Source organism: Chryseobacterium sp. AG844, from assembly GCF_003182335.1.
In the GTDB taxonomy this organism is placed as follows: Bacteria; Bacteroidota; Bacteroidia; order Flavobacteriales; family Weeksellaceae; genus Chryseobacterium; species Chryseobacterium cupriresistens.
This window is the reverse complement of record NZ_QGTV01000006.1, coordinates 144059-161054: the sequence shown is the minus strand read 5'-3', so window position 1 is coordinate 161054 and position 16996 is coordinate 144059. Positions and strand designations below refer to the sequence as shown.

Here is a 16996-nt window from a genome sequence, read left to right as displayed (position 1 = left end):
TTATAACAGCCTTTTAATCATGGATTAAAAGGTTTTTTTTATATTTGATTAAATTTTTCTAAACATGACAAAATTGTACCTTTTGGTGTTGGGATTGTTATTGTCTCAACAATTTTATGGCCAGAAGCAAAGGCAAAATACGGATATGAAAGGATTAATCGAAAAAGAGAAAAAATCCTTCACCCAAAAGATGAATATCGGGAATATCAATCCCAATACCCTGAATTACGACCTGCAGTATCAGAGAATGGACGTCAGCCTTGATCCTGCAGTGTATAATATTTCAGGTTCGGTAACTTCACATTTCAAACCTACACAAAGTATGGGAAGCATTTATTTTGATCTTTCCAATTCATTAACGGTTTCCCAGGTGAAATACCACGGAACTAACATTACAAGCTTTCAGCAGCTTCCATCAAAAGAACTGAAGATTGATTTTCCTGCCTCGATTCCTGCCAATACACTGGATTCTCTTACCATTTATTATGCTGGAGCACCGTCCACAAGTAATGATGCATTCAAAACTGCTCTTCAGAGCGGAACTCCGGTTCTTTCTACTTTGAATGAACCTTATGGCGCCCAGGACTGGTTTCCGACAAAGCAAAGTTTAAATGATAAAATTGAAAGATTTGATTTTAAAATTACAACTCCATCAAACTACAGCGTGGCAGCCAATGGAAAATTAATGTCTGAAACTTTTCCTACAGGAAACACCAAACTTACGTTCTGGAGAACAATGTATCCTACACCGGCTTATCTGATTGCGCTGTCTATTACCAATTTTGTTAAGCTTAATGATACCATCGGAAACCCTCCGTTTCCTTTTGTGAACTATATTTATCCATCCACGAATTCAAATGCCACCAGTATAGCCAATATTAACTGGACAAAACAGGTAATGAATACTTTTGAAACGTATTTCGGCTCTTATCCTTTCCGTAATGAAAAATACGGACACATGGAATTTATGTTTGGCGGAGGAATGGAACATCAGACCATGTCTTCCATGGGAGGTTGGGGCAAACAGCTTATTGCCCATGAACTTGCCCATCAGTGGTTTGGTGATAAAGTAACCTGTGGTGCATGGAATGATATCTGGCTGAATGAAGGTTTTGCAACTTTTGGAGAACACCTTGCCAATGAAAAACTATTGATGACCAATACAGAATTTTTAAATTACTTACAAGGTCAATCTAACTACATTACTGCAAGTACAACAGGAAGTGTGTATGTCCCGGATTCCGGACTTTCCAGCATCAACAGGATATTTGACAGCAGATTGTCTTATGCTAAAGGAGGATATGTGCTGAGAATGCTGAAATGGATTTTAGGTGATGCTGCGTTTTATCAGGCACTTAAAGATTATCATGCAAGACCGAACCTGGCATACAGTTATGCTCGTACTGCTGATTTTAACGCTTCTTTGCTTCAGTCTACCGGAACAGATTTTACAGAATTTTTCAATGACTGGGTTTATGGCGAAGGATATCCTACGTATACCATCAAGTGGATGCAGGGCGGAAATCAGGCTCTATTTAAAGTTTCTCAGACACAAAGTAGTTCTACGGTAAGCTTTTTCGAAATGCCTCTGCCAATTAAAGTGACGGGAACTTCAGGGCAGACTGCTTACTTTGTTCTTAATAATACATCCAATAACCAAAGCTTTTTACAGTCGGTAACATTCCCGATTGCAAGTGTTCAGTTTAATTATGAATATCAGATTCTTGAGAAAAACTCTACAGTGGTTCAGGATAATACGTTAAGTGTTTCTTCTGTGGAGAAAGAAGGTTTTGGTTTGTATCCGAACCCTGCAAAAAATGAAATTAATCTTAAAGGAATTAATAAGGCTATGGACTTTACGATTCATGCCATTGATGGGAAACTGGTAGGAAAAGGAACGTATCAGCCAGGTAAAGCAATTGGAATAGCAGAATTGGTTCCGGGAGCTTATTTTATTACGATTGATGAAAAAAATATCAAATTTATCAAACATTAAAAATAACAAACGGCAAAGTATGAATGAGTACTTTTACCAATCAATCAAAATATAACAAAAGAAGCTTTCAGATTTGAAAGCTTCTTTGTTTTCTTGCTGCTCTGGCTCCTCTTTTTCTGGCCGTTTTCACTTTGTATTCAAACCATTTTTCTTTGAATATTTTACGCATGAGATTATCAAAATGTCTGGTGATCACAAGATTTTTAAATCCACGCCATTTTTCAAGTGGACTTGAGGGAAGTGCCCTTACTGATATGGAATATCCTTCTGTATCATATTGAATATAATGCCACCAGCCGGAAGGAATATAGAGGGTTTCTCCGGGATGAATAATAGCTTCATAGCCATTTAAATAGAGAAGGGCCGGATATTTTCGGTAATCAGGGTTTTTAATCTGAGCCAGACTGTGGAAGTTGTAAGGGAGTTTATACATAAAATCAGACTGTTCCCACGGGAAGAGCCAGATCCTCTTGATTCCCTGGAATTGGGTGATAAAAACATGGGACATGTCAATATCAATATGGTTTCTGGTGACAGAGCCTTCTCCTCCAAAAAACATAAAGGGCAGCCATTTCAGTATTTTACCATTCGTTACATCATTGTAGATGAGGTCATTCTTCAATTCAGGTTTTATTTTCAATAAATTAAATAAGAAAAGCCTGTGTTCAGTGGGAGCAGATTGGATGAGATCCAGATATTCTGAAAATGTTGTCTGTGCAATAGGATCACTGGCCACTCTGTCCAGGGAATCAAGCTCACTTCCGTAGATGTTAACTTTATGATCTCCTGCAATCTCTTTGAAATACTCATAATTCCACTTTTTAAAAGCTGGACTTTCCGGATGCACAAAGTCTTCAATAATAACCGGAACTCCCGGCTTCATGTGGGTGTTGATAAAGGTTCCTGAACTGATCGTCTTTATTTTTTGTACCGGCTTTAGTCTCATGCATTAAAATTTTAAACAAATATAACTATTATCCTACTAAATTTGTAGACTAATAATGTTAAAAGTGAAAGCCTTTTCAATTTTTTAGAATTAAACTGATAAAAGGTTTTATTTTACTGCCTTTTTAGTAAATTAGCACATCTAAAAAATTACTAAAAATGATCTCTGAAAAATACCTTCAACATTTACAGAACGAACTTCAGAATATTGAGAATGACGGACTTTACAAAAGAGAAAGAATCATCACTTCTCAGCAGAGTGCAGAAATAGAAGCGAACGGAAAAAAGCTTTTGAACTTCTGTGCCAATAATTATCTGGGATTATCCAACCATCCGGAAGTGATGAAAGCTTCGCAGGATATGATCCAATCTCACGGATACGGAATGTCTTCTGTACGTTTTATCTGTGGAACACAGGATATTCACAAAGATTTGGAGAAAAAGATTGCTGATTTCTTAGGTCTTGAAGATACCATCCTTTACGCAGCAGCATTTGATGCCAACGGAGGTGTTTTTGAACCCCTGTTTACAGAAGAAGATGCTATTATTTCAGATGAACTGAACCACGCATCAATCATTGATGGTGTTCGTTTGTGTAAAGCGGCGAGATACAGATACAAAAACAATAATATGGAGGATCTGGAAGCTCAGCTGATTGCAGCTTCTGAAAAGAACCACCGTTTTAAAATTATTGTTACAGACGGAGTATTCTCAATGGACGGTATTGTTGCAGATTTAAAAGGAGTTTGTGATCTTGCCGATAAATATGATGCTTTGGTAATGGTAGATGATTCTCACGCAACAGGTTTCATTGGAAAAACAGGCCGTGGAACTCACGAAGCGAATGAAGTAATGGGTAGAGTAGACATCATTACTTCTACCTTGGGAAAAGCCTTAGGTGGTGCTTTGGGAGGATTTACTTCCGGTAAAAAAGAAATCATTGATATGCTGAGACAGCGTTCAAGACCTTATTTATTCTCGAACTCTTTAGCACCTGGTATCGTAGGAGCTGCATTAAGAGTATTGGATATGATTTCAGATGATACCTCTCTTCGTGATAAAGTAATGGAAAATGCAGAATATTTCAGAACGGAAATGAAAGCGAAAGGCTTTGATATTCCTGATGGAGATGCTGCTATTGTTCCGGTAATGCTTTACGATGCACCGCTTTCTCAGAAAATGGCAGAAAAGCTTATGGATGAAGGCATCTACGTCATCGGATTCTTCTATCCTGTAGTACCGAAAGGAAAAGCAAGAATCAGAGTTCAGTTATCTGCGGCTCATACCAAAGAACATCTGGATAAAGCGATTGCTGCTTTTGAAAAAGTTGGAAAAGAATTAGGAGTGATCTCTTAATTATTGAATGGCGTACAGCAATGAAAATATAATGTTCGGCTCGGGCAGCTTTGCTGCCCCGAGCCGAACTATTTTTTATATAAAACTGTTTTTAATTATCTTTTCCTGATCAAAAGAAATTTATTTTTAAGAATTAGATAAAAACTTATCTTTGTGCCTGATTAAAATTGATATGTTTTTAAAGTCCAAATATCAGGTTGTCTTTTCGAAGCCAAAAAAAGCGATACTATCTAACATTGAAGAAAGTATATTTAAGAGCTTTCCTGATTATAATGGTAAAAAATTTAAAGGTGAAGTAACTGATGATGGATTTGAAGTAAAAGTGATGGGGAATGAATACTTGTCTTTTATAGGAAAATTTGTTTCAGACAAAAATAATGAAGAGCTTCTTAAAGTATCCATTGGAGTTAAATATTTTGATGTACTCATTCTTGTTCTTCTTTTAGGGATTTTTGTTCCTTTTTATACGGATGGAAATTCTGGAACCACGTATGGAATTATATTGATCTCTCTTGGGCTGGCTATTTTTATGGGATATTCTTATTACAATAATGTAAAGGATATGAAAAAGATTTTTTTTGATGTACTGAAGAATTTCGACCAGGATTGTAAAATTATTTCTATCAATAAATTTATTTAATAAAATGCTTTACACAATAATCAAAGCGCTGCACATTATTTTTATGGTAAGCTACTTTGCGGGAATCTTTTATCTCGTAAGGATTTTCGTTTACTATAAAGATACCGATGAATTTCCGGAAGAAAAAAAGAAAATTCTGAGAGAGCAGTACACTTTTATGGCCAGAAGGCTGTGGAACATTATCACAGTTCCTGCCGGGGTAATCATGGCGGTCTGCGGATTGGTGATGATCTTTTTAAACCCGGGATTAATGAAGATGGGATGGTTTCATTTAAAACTGACCTTCCTGATCGGACTTGCCATCTATCATTACTGGTGCTGGAAAAAAGTCCTTCATTTAAAAGAATTACATGGAAGTACACTACCCATTGCCAATATCAAACTGAGACAGGCCAATGAAATTGCAACGTTCATTCTGTTTCTGGTCGTATTTACCGTTATATTAAAATCAATGGTGATTGAATACTGGTGGCAATTAATTGCAGGATTTTTCGTTCTTGTATTTCTGATTATGATGACAGTGAAACTGGTTAATAAAAATAAAAAAAACAAATAATTGTAGAGTAGGGCGCATGTCCGAATATATTCATCCTTTCTACATCTTATAAAAAAACTATGATTGCAATTTTAAAGAAAGAACTTTGGAGTTACTTTGGAAACTGGAGCGCATGGGTGATTATTGCCGCTTTCAGTTTGATAGCGACTCTTTTTCTGTTCTTTTTCGACAACGATTCTAATATTTTTGAGATTGGAATGGCCTCATTGCAGAGCTATTTCGTATTGGTTCCATGGCTGTTGATGTTTATCATCCCGGCCCTTTCTATGAAAACTTTTGCGGAAGAACAGCAAACCGGAACATTGAACTGGCTTTTTTCACAGCCATTAAAAGTTTCAGAACTGGTAACAGGTAAATTCCTTTCCGTATGGATTGTAGGAATTTTATGTCTTATTCCATCATTAATTTATCTGTACACTGTATATGTTCTGGGAGTTCCTGCAGGAAATATTGATCTGGGAATGACTTTCGGAAGTTATATCGGACTGATAATCTTAATCGCAGCATTTTCAGCAGTGGGAATTCTTGCTTCCTCTCTATCTCAGAATCAGATTATGGCTTATCTGCTGGGTGTTTTTATGTGTTTCATCATGTATTTTGGGATCGAACAGCTGGCAAGTTATAAACTATTGGGAGGTGCAGATTTTATCCTTCAGAATATTGGCTTTTATCAGCATTTCTTAGGCTTCACAAGAGGACTTATTGATGCTAAAGATGTGGCGTATTTTGTTCTTGTCATCGGCGCTTCATTAGTATTGGCTAATCATTTTATTAACAAAAAGAAGTAGAAGTATGAAGAAGTTCAATGCTAAATCTCCACTGGGAATTTTCTTAATTGCAATTGTTCCTTTGGTTATTATCCTGACCTATTCGGGAATCAGATTAGACTTAACAAAAGAAAAAAGATATACCCTTTCTGATAACACCATCAAAGTATTGGAGTCTGTTAAAAAGCCTCTGACGGTTGAAGTGTATCTGGAAGGTGACTTTCCGGCAAGTTTCAAACAGCTGCAAAGCGAAACGAAATTTATGCTGGAGGAATTTAGAAAAATTAATCCGAAGATTGATTTCAAATTTATTGATCCCATTAAAACAAAAATGTCTCAGGACACTTTGATGGCCATGGGAATGCAACCGTCTATTCTTCCGGATGTAAAAGACGGGAAAATCTCACAGATCACCCTTTTCCCTTACGCTGTGATTAAATATGGAAATGATGGGGTTTCTATTCCTTTAGTGGTTCAGCAGGCCGGAATTGATGCCGATCAGCAGCTGACAAGATCGATTGAAGGACTGGAGTACAATCTTGTTTCCAACATTAAAAACATTGCAACCGCAAAGAGAAAGAAGGTCGGAATCCTGGTCAACCATGATGAGCTGAATCCGGATGAATTCCAGGGATTTGTACAGCTGGCCATGGAAAACTATGATGCAGGACCTATCATTCCTAAAAATCAGACTGAACTTTCACTGGAAGATGTTCCGCTATTAAAGCAGATGAGTGCCCTGGTGATTGCGAAACCAAGAAAAGCTTTTACTGATAATGAAAAAGTAATTCTGGACCAATACATCATGAACGGAGGAAAAACCCTTTGGATGATCGATGCAGTAAATGCTGAAATGGATACGTTAACAAGATCCAAAAAAGTAATGCCTTTCCCTGTCGATATCAATATGACAGACTTCTTTTTCAATTACGGGCTGAGAATCAATCCCGCGTTGGTAAAAGACGTGAAAAAGTTTGCCCTGTTAAGACTGGTTACAGGAGAAGTGAGTGGAAATCCTCAGTACACAAGCTTACCATGGCCTTATTATCCGCTTGGAATTGCCGAAAATAATAATCCGGTTACAAAGAATATCAACCCTGTAAAATTTGAATTCCCGACTTCCATCGATACTTTAGGAGGTAGAAAGAATATCAAAACAAAAGTCCTTTTCGAATCCAGTGAACGAACATTATTGAAACAGGTTCCGAATTATGTGGATCTGAAAGAAATTGCAAGTGTAGACAGTCTTGGACAAATGGAGAAACCAAGTACACCGAAGATCTTCGCTGTTGCATTGGAAGGGAAATTCAACTCTGCCTATGCATCGAGAATTGAGAGAAAATCTTACCCTGGGTTCAAAACATCCAGCCCGGAAAACAAAATGATCGTGATTGCAGACGGAGATGTAGGAAGAAATAAAGTAATCAAAGGAAAACCACTTCCTTTAGGAGTAGATTTATTGACGAACGAACAATTCGGAAACGAACAGTTCCTGAGAAATGCTTTAGATTATCTTTTGGATGACAGCAATCTGATGGAACTGAGAAACAGAAACATTGAAGAAAGACTTCTTGACAGGCAAAGAATTACGGAAGAGAAATCCACATGGCAGTGGCTGAACTTGTTGTTTCCATTGGCCATTATCGGCCTTATCGGAGGACTGTTCTTCTGGTTAAGGAAAAAGAAATTTGGATAAAGCATAAAAAATTCCGGAAGATGTTCTTCCGGAATTTTTATTTTGACAACTTGAGTAGTTGTTCAGACTTATAAAAAATGTTGAATATATTAAAAACCATTAAGAAGGATTTAAGAAATAAAGTATAGTTAAGATAAATCATTCCGATTTTTAAGCTTAAAGCGAAGCTTATCTTAATACTCTCAACAACTTAATACAATCTTAATGTTTCATAAATAAAAGTCTAAAACAAATTCTGAGTTGTATATAATCTTAATTAATAATTTATCCTTCCAATATAGGAATAAGGTGTTCCCAGTTCAGCTGTTTTGCATAATCCAAAGCTGTTTTTCCTTTTTTAGACGGGATATTTTTATCCGCTCCGGCTTCTAAAGCAACTTGTACAGTGGTTAAATTTCCTGCAATCGTTTCTTTGTGAAGAAGCGTCAGTCCGTCTTCATCGGCTTGGGTAAGTTCATCCGGATATTGTTGTAAAAACTTTGCAAATTCCTCCTTCATATTTTTACTCATCGGATGTTCAATAAGATTTTCCGGATTTTCTTTCTGGTTATTGACAACAAGGATGTCATTAAAGTCTCCGAAATCCAACTGCCATGCATTATCATGTTCCTTTCTTTCTGCAACAGACATGTCAGCACGCATTTTCTGTATGGTAAATCCGCCGTAAGCTTTCGGAAGTGGAGAAGATGAGGATGAAAATAACTTGGAAAGTCCCTTTGGTTTCTGTACACTTGGAGTGATGGCAAAAAGCCAGTCACTGATATTTTGTAAAGGGATTTCAACATAATCACCCACCTGCACGTTTTTAAGGCTGTTGGGTTCATTAATCAAATATCCTCTCACGTGATCTCCGTCAAAAAATATTTCATTAATCCACATATGTTCTACCAGGCTTTCTCCGGTTTCTTCATCCTGTTCTTCAAAAGCTGTTTTAACGCACGATACATTAAGTCCGGGAATGATTCTTCTGTATTCCCAGGACTGTTCGCGCCAGAAATACTTAAAGGTTTCCTGAGCTTTTCTGTAAGCTTTAATCATTTCCGGATCATTTCCGTCTGCAAAAAAGATGGGATTCTCTTCCATTTAATAATTAGGTGTGGTGTGTGAAAGAATATAAGATTATTGCTGATAGGCTTGTTTGGGAAGTAAGGCTGCTGTTTTGTAATAGCTGATGTCAGTAGGGATCTGTGCCTGAAGATCTTCGAAAGTATCATAATCATAATGGATCCAGTTTTCTTCATTGTCCGGGTCGGGTGTTTTATCTACAGCCAGTTCCAGTTTTCCGTCTTCCTGATAGCTGCATTCTATGGCTGCGTATTTTTCACCGTTTTCGTCATTCGTATACCAGCATTTTATGGTTCTTTCAAGGTGTGGCTGTTGAGTCTCATTATCGATGACCTGTGAACAGATAAAGTTTTCAGGATCGTCCGTTTTGAAAACAGTTTTGGAAATGAGGGGCAGATCATCTACGGATAAAGAATATAATGTATTGGTAGAAATAATATAGCCGTCGGCAGTTTCTTTTCTTTCAATATCAAAAAAGTCAGATTTTTCTTTAAGATAATCCACTACCTTCGCCTCGTCTTCCTCGTCACTTAGAAAATAATTGATGTTGTAAACACTGTCTTCATTGATGAATTCAATTTCTTTCAGGAAATCGGAGCCTTCTTCATAATAATACAGATGATATTCGCTTAGCTTCACAGCTTTACTTTTAGAGATGATTTCTCCAAAAATGTTTTTGTACACTTTTCTCATTTTTAATCATGTTAGTTTGTTTCATCTATTAGTTTAAGTGGTAGTGCAAAGATAAGTTTTCTTTTTTTATCTCAACCTGAAGTATAAAGTGGTATTTATTTCGTAAGTATTCTATATATCCTTTATAAAATCCTCATATTCGTAGTAAAACCTTTCGAAACCGTCCATTTTGTCCACAAAAAATTCAAAAATTTCTTGCCAGGTATTTTTATTAAAAACGGAAACATTATGTTTTTCAACCCATATCCTGCTGATGATCTTACCGTTTTCAAGAGTGAAATATTCTTCCTTCTGAAAATCTCCGATGAAATCTTTTAATATATCTTCCAAAGACCAGATCTTCTCATAGTAGGCATTCCGGAAAATTTCATCTTTCATTTCGATATCCAGAGAAACTTCTGCTTTTTTATTGTCGGCAGAAAACTTAAATGCCATGTCCTTGATTTTGGTATCATAAAGAATCCATTTTCTGGGAAATGATCTTCCGAAAGCTGTCCAAAATTCTTTTTTTAATTGCTGTGCTTCTTGTTTGCTGAACATATGGCAAACATAATGATTTAATAGGAGAAAGGCAAAATTGTGGTACCTAAAACCGTAAAATTACGGATAGATACACCGACATTTTTTTCGTTTGTTATTCCTGTTTTCAGGTCTTTTTCAAATATTAAACAATTTTCGTATTTTTGCTTTAATGCTTTCAAAAAAATCTCAATATGCTTTTAAGGCGCTGTCATATCTTGTAGAAAAAAGAAATGACGGCCCGATTCTTATTTCTGAAATTGCGGAACATAAAAAAATTCCTTTAAAGTTTTTGGAAAACATCCTTCTTGAACTGAAAAAAGCGGAAATCCTCGACAGTAAAAAAGGAAAGGGTGGAGGATACTTTTTTAAAGAAAATCCGGAAAATGTGAAACTGGCAAAGATCATCCGTCTTGTCAACGGTCCTATTGCGATGCTGCCATGTGTAAGTCTCAACTTTTATGAAAAATGTGAGGACTGCAATGAAGATCACTGCGGGCTTCATGATGTCCTGATAGAAGTTCGTGATGCTTCACTGAATATTCTGGAAAGTAAAACTTTAATGGATCTGGTAGATTAACCCGGTCCTTTTTTTTGAATTAATAGTCTACTTTTTTTGTAGGATAAATATTTTATCAGATATTTGCACTACTTCAAATGAATAAACTATGATTTCAAAAGAAGAGATAAACCAATTACAAAAGCTTACACGCTCCATTACTGCAATGCATTCTGATGCTGCATATGGCATACCTGAAAATATTTCCTTGTACAGAAGCGCAGAAAACATACGATCGTTAAATATCCTTATTTTCAATGTGACGGATAATCAGGAAATACAGACCAAAACGATTTTTTAATATGGTGATTTCAAGAAAAATTCAGGTAAGGTTGAATGTCCTTTTGGTGACGGCTGCTATTATATCCATTGCTGTTTTTTCCATGTACGAACTGGGATATCTGGAAGAATTACAGATTATTCTGGCCAAGGATCATTATATTTTTTACTGGATGCTCCTGGTAGGTGTTTTTGCAGAAATTGTGGCTGGTTCCATGGGAATGGGATATGGAGTTATTTGTACCACAACCCTTATGCTTCTGAATATTCCGCCGCATATTGTAAGTGCGAGTATTCATTCTGCAGAAAGTTTCACCACTGCTGCGGGAAGCCTCAGTCACATTAAACTGAAAAATGTAAGCAAAAGTCTGGTGAAAAAACTCGCTATTCCGGCTGTGATAGGAGCAATTATCGGAGCTGTCAGTCTTACTTATCTTGGAGAATATTATGCGAAAATCACCAAAACACTCATTGCTTTTTACACCTTATACCTTGGATTCCAGATTCTTTCGAATGCTTTTAAAGAAAAACAAAGCAAAGCATTGAAAAGAAAAACCAATCTGACCAGACTTGGCGTGATAGGAGGCTTTATAGATTCCTTTGCCGGAGGAGGCTGGGGGCCTTTGGTGACCGGAACACTCATTAAAAATGCATTCACCCCAAGATTTGCCGTAGGAAGTTCTACCGTGGCCAAATTTATTCTTACCATAACGGCTGCCGTTACCTTTTTCTTTACCCTGGGAATCCAGCACTGGAATATCATTCTCGGGCTTTTGATCGGAGGAATTGTGACCGCTCCTTTTTCAGCAATGCTTACTGCCAGGCTTCCTGTAAAGAAAATGTTTGTGATTATCGGTACTCTGGTTATTGTGATGAGTTCTATAACTATTTATAAATCAGTTTTTAATTAAAAATTATGTTGGATGTGGAAAAATAAAAGGGTTAAAAAGGTTTTCGGTTTTGAAAATATTTTACTTTTACATCACTAAATATTAGAACATGAATTTACATATCATTGCACTTTTTAAGTTTAATGAAAATTATCTGATGGACGCTGTAGAGCTGTTTCAGAACCTTGTGAAAGAAACAAGAAAAGAAGAAGGCTGTCTGCAGTACGATCTTATTGAGGATAAAGATAATAAAGGAACTTTCTTCCTGATCGAGCTTTGGGAAAGTGTTGAGCATCACAACAGGCATAACGGTCAGGATCACCTTTTGGATTTCCGTAAGGATGCTTCCAAAATTATGGAAAGCTCTGCAGAGGTTTATAAAGGGTTTAAAATATATTAATGGTATTGAAGGATTTAAAGATTTAAAAATTTAATGATTTAAAGAAGAATCTTATATCAATAGAAAATAAAAGGCGGTTTCAACAATCTGAAACCGCCTTTTTATTAGAAAAAATAGAAAGTATTAAAATAGAAAGTTTATTTTACGATAAGCTTTTTCGTCTCCGAATGGCCACCGTAAGTAATTTTTACAAGGTAATTTCCTGAAGTAAGGGTAGAAAGATTCAAATCCTGCTTATAAAAACCAGCCTGGTTGGTAAGTTCAGCTGAATAGACCTTTTTCCCGGTCTGGTCATAGACCTCTACATTTCCCTTATTACCTGTTTTTTCTTTAACATCAAAAAGAACCGTTACTTTTTTATCTGCCGTAGTTGGATTAGGATAAATACCGAATGATGCTTTTTTTCCAACTTCAGTTATCCCTAACGTTTCCGTGATCTTTTTGTATTTGAAATACATATTTCCTGTACTGGCACCACCATTGGTTGTGAAGTACATTCTGTAGTAATCATTTCCTTTTTTGACGTAGTAGACCACATCATTTTTCACCGTCCCGATCCCTTTCCAAGAGTGTCCTACCGTAGTGATAGCAGATGAGAAACTTGCATTGGCAGGAATTGCATACGATGCTGTTTGCTGTGCTTCAGGCTGAACCATTGCCACTTTTACGTTCGGGCTTTGAATCGCTCCGGAAAGAGGGTACATCTGCACACCCATATAGAACGTGTAATATTTGGTGAATACGAAATCCCATGCCGTTCTGGAAGGCTCAAGATTGGGAACTTTTTCTCCGGTATCAAATGAGAAATAGTTGAAATATGAATCATCTGTCCCGTTGGCGATGGTTCTGGTTTCCGTAGCTCCCCATGAGGTCCCGTTCCATTTTGAATACTTGAAGGTATATCCTGCAAAAGCATCTTCAATGGCAAACTTGATATAGGTTCCTGAAGCATATTTTAAAACAAAAATAGCTTTCCCCTGAATGTGGTGGTTCACCGGGTTATAAACGCCCCATCCGGTTGAAGGAATATTGGGGTTTGGAGAGGTTACTGGTCCCTGTTCAAAAGCTCCCTGGCTCCAGTCAGTGGTCTGGTCCGGATTATAAAGAGGATCTCCCCATGAAGCTTCATTGCTGATGCTGATGTTATCCCAGTCTGCTAAGTTGGTTGATGCACTGAATACTTCAATATCCTTAGCATCATTGACTCTGGATCCGAATGCATAGTTTGAATTTCTATAAAAAGCAATATCCCACGTATTGGCTGGCTGAGAAACCATATTACCATCTGCAAGGTTTACAAACACGCGGTTTTGGTATCCGCTTCCCATGGTCATATTTACCTGTGAGTATCCCAACGCGTCAGTCTGCGCCAAAACAGTCTGCTGAACAGACAATGCCAGTACTGAAGCCAATAATAGTTTTGTTTTCATAATTTATTTTTTAAATCCTTATTTAGAATGATTCCACAAAAATATATAATTATTTTTAATCAGTCTAAATAAAAACATGATTTTTATCGTGTTTTTATTTTAATTCTTATGATAAACAGAGAAAATCGGACATAGAAAAGCCGGCAGGATTACTCCTGTCGGCTTTAAAAAGGTCATAATAGTCTGATGAACCTTATTTTTTAATAAATTTTGATTGGATCAATCTGCCTTCTGCAGTCTCAATATTCATATAATATACTCCTGTCTGAAGCGTGCTGATATCAAATCTTTGTCCGTTCAGTTTCCCTTCCGCTGCTTTTTGTCCTGCTGCAGAATAGATCTGAATGTTTTTAGGATCTTTTTTGACAATGAATTCTATTGCAGACTGATCAGAATTTAAGGCAAATCTGAAATTTTCTGTCGATTTATGGTTGTCTGATACGCCTAAAGAAGCGGTCGTGTTATACACTACATTATCCACCTGAATGGCTACGTGAGTAGCAGTAGGAGTGAACTTAAATACAATGTATGAACCTGTGGATGCCGGAATATTAACACTGATATTCTGAACTGTACCAATAACTGATACATTAATAGGACTTCCTACAGGAACGAATGTTGACATATCAGCAGGATTGGATGCTATTCCTATCTGAATGCTTCCCGGGCCGGGAGACGGTGATACTAAAGTAGTATCAAATGTCAGTGTTTTGTTTCCGGTCGGAGTTTCAATCTGTGGTGTAATAAGGTAAGAGGAACCAGTTGCATTGTTTCCTGCATACGACTGGACAAACCTGTTGGAATCTCCTGCTACAATCATTCTTGGAGGTACAGGAGGAAACTCACCGGTGATGGGTGCAACAATGGCAGACCATCCAGACTGTGGGAAAGTGGTATTCCCTGCTGTAAAATTGTTGAAATTTTCATTGATGTTGGATACCTGAGCATTCGCAGTTAAAGCAGTCAACATCAGAGCTCCTAAAAGTAATTGTAATTTCATAACATTATTTTTATTTAGAATTATTATACAAAAATATATAATTATTTTTAATGAGTCTAAATAAAGTTTTATATTTGTCGAAAATTTGTACCCTTATGAAGAAGAAAGTGCTTTCCGTTCTATCATTATCCGTGGCTCTATGGATGAATGCACAAGAAAAGGATTCTCTTAATCAAAAGAAAATTGAAGAAGTTGTTATTACAGGACAGTACATGCAGCAGTCCATTAACAAATCGATATATAAGGTTGATGTTATTGATGCAGAACAGATCAAAAATATGGCAGCAACGAATGTTGCAGAGGTTTTGAATCAAAGTCTGAATATACAGATCACTCCGGATACCCGCTCAGGAAATTCCACCGCCAACATCATGGGACTTAACGGAGACTATGTGAAAATCCTTATAGACAATATACCGGTAGTAGGGGATACAGGACTGGGAAGTAATATAGACCTTACCAAAATTACTCTAAGCAATATCGAAAGAATAGAAATTGTAAAAGGAAGTATGGGGGTTGAATATGGAAATGGTGCCGTTGCCGGGGTTATCAACATTATTACCAAGAAAAACAGTACAAAAAAGATCAGTGTTAGAGGTTCGATACAGGAAGAAACAGTAAGGGATAACTATGATCTTAAGAAAAGAGGAAACGGAAGGCATATTCAGAACCTTAATGTAGATTATAACATCAGCAATGAATGGTTTGCCAGCATCAATTTCAACCATAACCAGTTTATGGGATATGAAGGGGAAAGCAAAGGCTACAAATATTTCGGGCAGGATAACCAGAGAGGGTATGAATGGAACCCGAAAGATCAGTATGATGCGTCTGCTTTATTAAGATATACCAAAAATAAAACGACATTCTTTTACAAACTGTCTTATCTGAATGAAAAATTCAACTTCTACAATCCGGAGGTCAACAGAAATCCTCTTAATGATGGTTTGGGCGGTGTTTCGTATGAAAGCAGAGACAGAAGATATAATACCGACCGATGGATTCACCAGTTCAATATTCAGACTAATCTGGGACACATCCGGTACATGGGCGATTTCTCGTATCAGAACCAGGACAGAAAATACTACGACTATAATTACGATATCCCGAACAGACAAATCAAAAGCCGCCAGGAAGAAAAATCTTATTATAAGACCGATGTCATCTACTCCAGAGGAATGTTCAGCAACTTCCTCGACAGCAAGGTTTTTGACTTTCAGTTAGGATATGAATTAGACTATACCAATGGCTATGCCGCTTTAATTGCCGGAGATTTCTTTGGTGAAGCGGTAAAGAGAAAAATATTTACCTACTCCAATTTCCTTTCTGCAGAATGGAATGTGTCAGACAAATTCTCTTTAAGACCGGGAGTAAGACTTTCCCTTAGTGAAAACTTTAATAATCAGTACAACTATTCTTTATCAGCAAGATATAAAACCTCTGAGAATTCAAATCTTAGAGCAGTGGTGGGATCGGCTAACCGATTCCCAAAATATGACGAGTTGTACACCTATTTTGTAAATCTTAATCATGATGTACAAGGAAATCCGGATTTAAATCCTGAAAAAGGATTCTCTGCTGGACTTTTCTGGAATCAGAACTTTTCAGCAGATAATGGCTGGAAGATCGCTTATGGAGTAGACGCATTATACCTTGATGTACGTGACAGGATTGAAATGGTAATGGTAAAGGAGCCTTCTACCTATAAATATATGAACCTTAATACCTATAAAAATCTACTATTCTCCGCTAATGTAGATTTCAGAAAAGATCAGTTTGCCCTGTCTTTAAGAGGATCAGTAAACGGAACATCAGTATCGATGATTGATTTGAAATCTTCTTCCCCAACAGACTTTCAGTATCTGGTACAGGCAGGCGCTTCAGCAACTTACAAACTGAAAAGTACCGACACTAATTTTGCCCTTTACTACAAATTCACAGGTCCGGACAGAATTTATGTGTCCGATGGAGCTAATGACTTCCGCCTTGGAAAAATAGATAGTTTTCATATGATGGATTTCATCGTAAGCCAGCCTTTCTGGAAGAAACATTTTGAAATTTCTGCAGGAGTGAAAAATATATTTGATGTCACAAGATTAAACTCTACGGCAGTGGCCGGTTCAGCTCATACAGCTGCCAATGGGTTTGTTAATTTATATTATGGCAGAAGCTATTTTGCCCGATTAATGTTTCAATTTTAAATAA

The 16996-nt window shown here is 36.9% G+C and carries 17 protein-coding genes; 11 read left to right on the top strand and 6 right to left on the bottom strand.

Annotation, left to right across the window (positions count from 1 at the left end; genetic code table 11):
* The first annotated feature begins 64 nt into the window (after positions 1–64).
* Positions 65–1996: a M1 family metallopeptidase gene (locus DEU40_RS08595; protein WP_110009463.1), complete on the top strand. Its 1932-nt coding sequence runs from the start codon at positions 65–67 to the stop codon at positions 1994–1996.
* Between the two features lie 67 nt (positions 1997–2063).
* Here DEU40_RS08595 and DEU40_RS08590 read toward each other — a convergent pair whose 3' ends face one another.
* Complete coding sequence (locus tag DEU40_RS08590) at positions 2064–2942, bottom strand: cupin-like domain-containing protein (RefSeq protein ID WP_110009462.1); 879 nt, start codon at positions 2940–2942, stop codon at positions 2064–2066.
* A 158-nt stretch (positions 2943–3100) separates the two neighbouring features.
* On the opposite strand from DEU40_RS08590, the gene kbl reads away from it, so the two are divergent.
* The 5 genes from kbl to gldG all read left to right on the top strand — a co-directional run bounded on the left by kbl (position 3101) and on the right by gldG (position 7956).
* Positions 3101–4297, top strand: a complete 1197-nt coding sequence (kbl, locus tag DEU40_RS08585; protein ID WP_110009461.1) for a glycine C-acetyltransferase — start codon at positions 3101–3103, stop codon at positions 4295–4297.
* A gap of 172 nt (positions 4298–4469) precedes the next feature.
* Positions 4470–4937 (top strand): hypothetical protein, encoded by a 468-nt coding sequence (locus DEU40_RS08580; protein ID WP_110009460.1) that lies wholly within the window; start codon positions 4470–4472, stop codon positions 4935–4937.
* A 4-nt stretch (positions 4938–4941) separates the two neighbouring features.
* On the top strand, positions 4942–5493 hold the full coding sequence (locus tag DEU40_RS08575; protein WP_110009459.1) for a CopD family protein: 552 nt from the start codon (positions 4942–4944) through the stop codon (positions 5491–5493).
* 59 nt (positions 5494–5552) lie between these two features.
* Positions 5553–6281, top strand: coding sequence for an ABC transporter permease (locus tag DEU40_RS08570; RefSeq protein ID WP_062671005.1), 729 nt, complete (start codon positions 5553–5555; stop codon positions 6279–6281).
* Positions 6282–6285: 4 nt separating this feature from the next.
* Positions 6286–7956 carry a gliding motility-associated ABC transporter substrate-binding protein GldG gene (gene gldG / locus DEU40_RS08565; RefSeq protein ID WP_110009458.1) on the top strand — a complete coding sequence of 557 codons (1671 nt, stop codon included), beginning with the start codon at positions 6286–6288 and terminating at the stop codon, positions 7954–7956.
* 264 nt (positions 7957–8220) lie between these two features.
* Here the strand turns inward: gldG and DEU40_RS08560 are convergent, their stop codons facing one another.
* The 3 genes from DEU40_RS08560 to DEU40_RS08550 form a co-directional block, all read right to left on the bottom strand.
* Positions 8221–9039 (bottom strand): DUF2314 domain-containing protein, encoded by an 819-nt coding sequence (locus DEU40_RS08560; RefSeq protein ID WP_110009457.1) that lies wholly within the window; start codon positions 9037–9039, stop codon positions 8221–8223.
* 36 nt (positions 9040–9075) lie between these two features.
* A complete protein-coding gene (locus tag DEU40_RS08555; RefSeq protein WP_110009456.1) occupies positions 9076–9714 on the bottom strand; it encodes a hypothetical protein in 639 nt (212 codons plus the stop codon).
* A 111-nt stretch (positions 9715–9825) separates the two neighbouring features.
* A complete protein-coding gene (locus DEU40_RS08550) occupies positions 9826–10254 on the bottom strand; it encodes a DUF4268 domain-containing protein (RefSeq protein WP_110009455.1) in 429 nt (142 codons plus the stop codon).
* A 151-nt stretch (positions 10255–10405) separates the two neighbouring features.
* On the opposite strand from DEU40_RS08550, the gene DEU40_RS08545 reads away from it, so the two are divergent.
* The 4 genes from DEU40_RS08545 to DEU40_RS08530 all read left to right on the top strand — a co-directional run bounded on the left by DEU40_RS08545 (position 10406) and on the right by DEU40_RS08530 (position 12361).
* Positions 10406–10813 carry an RrF2 family transcriptional regulator gene (locus tag DEU40_RS08545; RefSeq protein WP_110009454.1) on the top strand — a complete coding sequence of 136 codons (408 nt, stop codon included), beginning with the start codon at positions 10406–10408 and terminating at the stop codon, positions 10811–10813.
* 88 nt (positions 10814–10901) lie between these two features.
* The gene (locus DEU40_RS22395) at positions 10902–11093 is read left to right on the top strand and encodes a hypothetical protein (protein ID WP_110009453.1); all 192 of its coding nucleotides are present in this window, start codon (positions 10902–10904) and stop codon (positions 11091–11093) included.
* A 1-nt stretch (position 11094) separates the two neighbouring features.
* On the top strand, positions 11095–11982 hold the full coding sequence (locus tag DEU40_RS08535) for a sulfite exporter TauE/SafE family protein (RefSeq protein WP_110009452.1): 888 nt from the start codon (positions 11095–11097) through the stop codon (positions 11980–11982).
* An 88-nt stretch (positions 11983–12070) separates the two neighbouring features.
* Positions 12071–12361 (top strand): putative quinol monooxygenase, encoded by a 291-nt coding sequence (locus tag DEU40_RS08530; RefSeq protein ID WP_047376912.1) that lies wholly within the window; start codon positions 12071–12073, stop codon positions 12359–12361.
* A 137-nt stretch (positions 12362–12498) separates the two neighbouring features.
* Here DEU40_RS08530 and DEU40_RS08525 read toward each other — a convergent pair whose 3' ends face one another.
* Both DEU40_RS08525 and DEU40_RS08520 read right to left on the bottom strand, forming a co-directional pair.
* Complete coding sequence (locus DEU40_RS08525) at positions 12499–13791, bottom strand: T9SS type A sorting domain-containing protein (RefSeq protein WP_110009451.1); 1293 nt, start codon at positions 13789–13791, stop codon at positions 12499–12501.
* A 193-nt stretch (positions 13792–13984) separates the two neighbouring features.
* A complete protein-coding gene (locus tag DEU40_RS08520) occupies positions 13985–14791 on the bottom strand; it encodes a T9SS-dependent choice-of-anchor J family protein (protein WP_110009450.1) in 807 nt (268 codons plus the stop codon).
* Between the two features lie 95 nt (positions 14792–14886).
* Here DEU40_RS08520 and DEU40_RS08515 point away from each other — a divergent pair, with 95 nt between their 5' ends.
* Positions 14887–16992 carry a TonB-dependent receptor plug domain-containing protein gene (locus tag DEU40_RS08515; protein ID WP_110009449.1) on the top strand — a complete coding sequence of 702 codons (2106 nt, stop codon included), beginning with the start codon at positions 14887–14889 and terminating at the stop codon, positions 16990–16992.
* Positions 16993–16996: the final 4 nt, after the last annotated feature.